Annotated in this window: 4 protein-coding genes and 2 pseudogenes; 2 read left to right on the top strand and 4 right to left on the bottom strand. The window is 63.9% G+C overall.

The genetic code is table 11. The features are described 5' to 3' along the window. Positions 1-195: pseudogene (locus tag WAO18_RS12190) on the bottom strand (phosphohistidine phosphatase); the annotation flags it as partial. Positions 196-392: 197 nt separating this feature from the next. Between WAO18_RS12190 and WAO18_RS12185 the strand changes: the two are divergent. Continuing rightward, positions 393-2,177, top strand: a complete 1,785-nt coding sequence (locus tag WAO18_RS12185) for a flavin-containing monooxygenase (RefSeq protein ID WP_422206532.1) — start codon at positions 393-395, stop codon at positions 2,175-2,177. Here WAO18_RS12185 and WAO18_RS12180 read toward each other — a convergent pair. Together WAO18_RS12180 and WAO18_RS12175 are read right to left on the bottom strand one after the other, a co-directional pair. Continuing rightward, positions 2,170-2,565 carry a PPOX class F420-dependent oxidoreductase gene (locus tag WAO18_RS12180; protein ID WP_422206531.1) on the bottom strand — a complete coding sequence of 132 codons (396 nt, stop codon included), beginning with the start codon at positions 2,563-2,565 and terminating at the stop codon, positions 2,170-2,172. The two genes, WAO18_RS12185 and WAO18_RS12180, sit on opposite strands and share 8 nt — an antisense overlap. Positions 2,566-2,630: 65 nt before the next feature. After that, positions 2,631-3,131 (bottom strand): DUF427 domain-containing protein, encoded by a 501-nt coding sequence (locus tag WAO18_RS12175; RefSeq protein WP_422206530.1) that lies wholly within the window; start codon positions 3,129-3,131, stop codon positions 2,631-2,633. A 102-nt stretch (positions 3,132-3,233) separates the two neighbouring features. On the opposite strand from WAO18_RS12175, the gene glgX reads away from it, so the two are divergent. After that, positions 3,234-5,369: a glycogen debranching protein GlgX gene (gene glgX / locus WAO18_RS12170; RefSeq protein ID WP_422206529.1), complete on the top strand. Its 2,136-nt coding sequence runs from the start codon at positions 3,234-3,236 to the stop codon at positions 5,367-5,369. 23 nt (positions 5,370-5,392) lie between these two features. Here the strand turns inward: glgX and WAO18_RS12165 are convergent. After that, a pseudogene (locus WAO18_RS12165) lies at positions 5,393-5,575 on the bottom strand (hypothetical protein); the annotation flags it as partial.

Genomic DNA, 5,575 nt, shown 5'->3' with positions numbered 1-5,575 from the left:
GTCGATGTCGAGGCCGTCGTCCTGCCCGGTCAGCGCGAAACCCGGCTCGCTGCTGAATACGTCGCAGCGCAGCCGCTGGGCCGCTTCGATGTGGCTGGGATCGGTGGACAGCAGCAGGGAATACCGTGGCTCGGCCGACGAACGTGTCCCCGGGACCGGTTTGTCAGCGGCGATGAGGACCGACTCAGTGCTCATGGGCGCCACTCCTCCCCATTGCTGCTCTGCATCGTCGTGTCGCGGCTCATGCCACCACATTTGCGTTGTTGATCAGCTAAATGGCATCGGAGCCGTAACGTGTCCGTGCACGGTAGATGACGATGTCGCAGCTCAAGTCCGAACAATTGGCTGCGCGCAACGTTGCCTGGGTCACAAATTTGGTCCAGTATTCAGCCGTGACGTCTAGCAGCAGCGCGGAATCGTTCGATCCCGAAGCGCTGCGCGCGAAGTACGCCGAGGAGCGCCGGCGACGTCTGCGCTCCGACGGCATCTCGCAGTATGTCGAGATCACCGGCGCATTCAGTAAGTTCGGCGACGACCCGTGGGCCGACCCGGACTTCGACCGCGACCCCATCGTGGATTCCGTCGACGTCGCGGTCGTCGGCGCCGGCTTCGGCGGGCTCCTTATCGGGGCGCGGTGCAAACAGCTCGGCGTCGAGAATGTGCGGCTGATCGACAAGGCCGCTGATGTCGGCGGCACCTGGTACTGGAATCGCTACCCCGGAATCGCCTGCGACGTCGAGTCCTACGTCTATATGCCGTTGCTCGAAGAGCTCGATTACGTCCCGACCGAGAAGTACGCCAAGGGCGCAGAAATCTGGGCACACTGCCGCCGGATCGCCGAGCACTACGATCTGTATCGCGATGCATGCCTGCAAACCGAAGTCCAGGAAATCCGTTGGGAGCCAGATACTTCCCGGTGGGTGATCTCCACCGACCGGAGCGACGAGATCCGCGCCCGATTCGTGGCGATGGCCAACGGCTACCTTCAGAGGCCGAAACTGCCTGGGATAGCCGGCATTACCGACTTCGGCGGTCACACCTTTCATACCAGTCGCTGGGATTACGGATACACCGGTACCGACCTGAGCAAGCTGTCCGACAAGCGGGTCGGAATCATCGGCACCGGCGCAACTGCCATTCAGTGTGTGCCACGGCTGGCCGAGGCAAGCGGTCAGCTGTTCGTCTTTCAGCGCACCCCATCGACGGTTGACGTGCGCGCCAACCGGCCGACCGAACCGGACTGGGCCGCGTCGCTGGAGCCAGGATGGCAACAGCGTCGCATAAAGAACTTCCAAATCCTCACTGCCGGAGGCACATCCGACGAAGACCTGGTGGACGACGCATGGACCAGCCTCACCAAGAAAATGCCGATCGTCAACGAGGGCGGGCCGAACGCCGCTGAAATGGCCGACTTCGCCAAGATGCAAGAGATCCGGGCGCGCGTCGAAGCCATCGTCACCGACCCGGCCACCGCCGAGGCGCTCAAACCGTGGTACGGGTACTACTGCAAGCGGCCGTGTTTCCACGACGAATACCTGCAGGCGTTCAATCGCGAGAACGTCGCGCTGGTCGACACCCGCGGCCTCGGCGTAGAGCAGGTCACTGCTGACGGCGTGGTCGTGGACGGGGTCGAATACCCACTGGACTGTTTGATTTTCGCGACCGGTTTCGAGGTAGGCACCAGCTACTCGCAGCGCACCGGCTTCGAGATCATCGGCCGCGACGGGCTCACCCTCAGCGACAAGTGGGCCGACGGGGTTCGCACCCTGCACGGCTTGCACGTCAACGGTTTTCCGAACTGCTTCATCGAAAGCATCGCGCAGTCCGGTTTCACGGTGAACTTCCCGTACCTCATCGACACCCAATCCCGTCACATCGCTTGGGTGATCGCGTGGGCGCTGCAGCAAGGCGCCACCGAGGTGGAGGCGACCGCGGACGCCGAAGCCGCCTGGGTCGACTCGGTCGTGCAACGCTCCAGCGTCATCGCCGGCCGGCGGGAATCCTGCACTCCCGGCTACTACAACCGCGAGGGCCAGGCGAGCGCACGACTGAATCAGGACAGCTTCTTCTTCGGCAGCCCAACCGAGTACACCGACATCCTCGACACCTGGCGGACGACGGGCGCCCTCGACGGGCTCGACGTCCGCGAGTCGACACCGAGCGGTCGAGTCAGCTAGACAGCGCGATCCGCAGAATCAGGCGTGGTTTCTGTCCACGCGCGGCAATGCGTTCGATGAAAGTCACGACGATGAACTCGAAGCCGTACTTGCGGCGAATCACACCGGCCAGCCGCTGGACGGTCGCCGGCTCGGCAATCACTTCGGCGACACCATCAACCGGCTGAGCGCCTTCGCGGACCTTCCCGCCGCGGCTGCATGCCACCAGCACCACCCGGGGGTTGTTCCTGGCCCGCTTGGCCTTCCAGCTGTCGGCCGGCGTCCACACGAAGAGGTGATCCCCGTCGCGCCCGATCCACATCGGCGTCGCGACCGCGGTGCCGTCTTTCTTGAACGTCGTCAACGACACGAATTTCTCCGCGGCCAACGCTGACAAAGCGTCTGTCATCGCGCTCCTTGATTCGGATGCTGCACGCCAGGGTATGGCAAGCGGATGAGTTCTGACGCCCGGCGTCACCAACCCATGGATCCCGGAATTCCCTTGAACGGGCCGACAATCCAGCTGTTGATCCAGCCGCCGTAAAATCCGCCCGGCTGCGGAGTCACCTGCTCGCCGTCGACCGTGCACCGGTCGACCGCCGCGGCCATCACGGCGATCGCGCCCGCAATCGCGGCGAAATCGGGACTGGGCTGCCGGTAGGTCCATGCCGCTTGCGGCGCCACCCGTGTGTCGGTCACCAAGTCGTAATAGGTTGCCTGGCCCTTCCATTCGCACAAGGAACCACCGCTTGCCCGACGCAGGACTCCGTCGGCGAAGGCGGTACCGGGCAGATAGTAGGTCGGCGGGTGGCTCGTTTCCAGCACTCGCCAGGCGTGGCTGGTCGACGCGATCGTCCGGCCACCCAACTCGATGGTGATCGAGCCGGTGAACTCCTCGAGCCGAGGCGGGCGCGGATAGTCCCACACCGACTCCTGTCCGGGACCGGGCGTATCGGGCGGGGGCCAAGGTTGCACAGCGTCATTGTGCCCCGGTTCACACAATGTGTGACCCGCCGCCCGGCGGGTACCCCCACCGTCGGGCCGTACCCAGGCGGCCCTCCGGCGAAAGAGGGCGCAGTGAGGCAAGCCGTCGATCCGGTCGCGCAGTGGCCGGGAAAGGCCTATCCGTTGGGCGCCAGCTACGACGGCTCGGGCACCAATTTCGCGGTGTTCAGCGAGGTGGCCGAGAAAGTGGAGCTGTGCCTCTTCGACGCCGACGGCGCCGAATCCCGGGTGGCGTTGAACGACGTCGACGGCTTCGTCTGGCATGGGTTTCTGCCCGCCATCGAACCGGGCCAGCGCTACGGCTACCGGGTTCACGGACCCTACGATCCGTCCACCGGGCACCGATGCAACCCGAACAAGCTGCTGATCGACCCGTACGCCAAGGCGATCGACGGCAACTTCGAGTGGCATCAGGCGCTGTTCAGCTACAACTTCGGCGACCCCGACAGCCGCAATGACGACGACTCCGCGCCGCGGATGCCGAAGTCGGTGGTGATCAACCCATACTTCGACTGGGGCAACGACCGCCCACCCGGCCACGAGTACGCCGACACAGTGATCTACGAGGCGCATGTCAAGGGCCTGACCCAACTGCACCCGGAGATCCCCGAGCAGATCCGCGGCACCTATGCGGCTATCGCGCACCCGGTGATAATCGAGCACCTGAAGAGCCTGGGCGTCACCGCGATCGAGCTGATGCCGGTGCACCACTTCGCGAACGACTCCACTCTGGTGGACAAGGGGCTGTCAAACTACTGGGGTTACAACACAATTGGCTTTTTGGCCCCCGACTTTAAATACGCCTCCAGCAGCACGCCCGGCGGTCAGGTGCAGGAGTTCAAGACGATGGTCCGTGCCCTGCACGAGGAGGGCATCGAGGTGATCCTCGACGTGGTGTACAACCACACCGCCGAGGGCAACCACCTGGGTCCGACGTTGTCGATGCGCGGGATCGACAACGCCGCGTACTACCGGTTGGTCGATGACGACCGGCAGTACTACATGGACTACACCGGGACCGGCAACAGCCTCCATGTCGGTCATCCGCACACCCTGCAGCTGATCATGGATTCGCTGCGGTACTGGGTGATCGAGATGCACGTCGACGGATTCCGTTTCGATCTGGCCGCAACGCTCGCCCGCGAGTTCTACGACGTCGACCGGCTGTCGGCGTTTTTCGAACTGGTGCAACAGGATCCGACGGTCAGTCAGGTCAAGCTGATCGCGGAGCCGTGGGATGTGGGCCCGGGCGGCTACCAAGTCGGTAACTTTCCGCCGCAGTGGACGGAGTGGAATGGCAAGTTCCGCGATACCGTGCGCGACTACTGGCGCGGCGAACCGGCGACGCTGGCCGAGTTCGCGTCCCGGCTCACCGGGTCGGCGGATCTCTATGAGCACACCGCTCGGCGCCCGGTGGCATCCATCAATTTCGTCACCGCCCACGACGGCTTCACCTTGCGCGACCTGGTGTCGTACAACGAAAAGCACAATGAGGCCAACGAAGAAGGCAACAACGACGGCGAGAGCAACAACAAGTCCTGGAACTGCGGCGCCGAGGGGCCGACCGAGGATCCCGAAATCAATACGCTTCGCGCTCGTCAGCAACGCAACTTCCTCGCGACGACGCTACTGTCGCAAGGGGTTCCGATGATCTCGCACGGCGACGAGCTCGGCCGCACTCAGAACGGCAATAACAACGGGTTCTGTCAGGACAACGAGATCACCTGGGTGCACTGGGAGTCGGCGGATACCGATCTGCTGGAGTTCACCCGGTCGGTGTCCGGCCTGCGCGCCGCGCATCCGGTCTTCCGCCGTCGCCGGTTCTTCAAAGGGGTGCCGGTGCGCCGGCGCGGCGCCGACGCACAACCGGATATCTCCTGGTTTCGGCCGGACGGCTCCGAAATGATCGACGACGACTGGGATTCAGGCTTCGGCAAGTCAGTCGCGGTCTATTTGAACGGCTTGGGCATCCCCGACCTCGATGCCCGCGGGCAGCGGGTTACCGACGACTCGTTTTTCCTGTGCTTCAACGCCCACCACGAGCCCATCGAATTCACGTTGCCGCCGGGCGAATTCGGTCGAGCCTGGCTGCCAGTCATCGACACCGCCGAAGCCTCGAATCCCGACAATCCGCAATCGATTCCGTCGGGAAGCACAGTTCGAGTCGATGCGCGAGCGACGGTGGTACTGCAAGCCGACGGTGAGTAAGCGTTGGGCGCAGCCGATTCCGGTCAGCCGTGCGGTGCCTCGGAGATCTTGGTGTCCGGCTTGCCTACCGTCTGGCAGTAGGTCGCAGCCGACAACCGGGTCGCGGTGATCTCCAGATTGGAGGGATCAGCGCCGCTCTTGTCCTTGAGCATCTTGCTGACCTCGTCGTTCTGCTTCTTCTCGTCCTGCGTGGTGAAGTCCTTGCA

Source organism: Mycobacterium sp. (genome assembly GCF_049278535.1).
In the GTDB taxonomy this organism is placed as follows: Bacteria; Actinomycetota; Actinomycetes; order Mycobacteriales; family Mycobacteriaceae; genus Mycobacterium.
This window is presented reverse-complemented; position numbering and strand designations above follow the sequence as displayed.

Bases quoted from the DNA above. Each gene is read 5' to 3' on its own strand.
- WAO18_RS12180 (WP_422206531.1), bottom strand. From the start codon at position 2,565: ATGACAGACGCTTTGTCAGCGTTGGCCGCGGAGAAATTCGTGTCGTTG.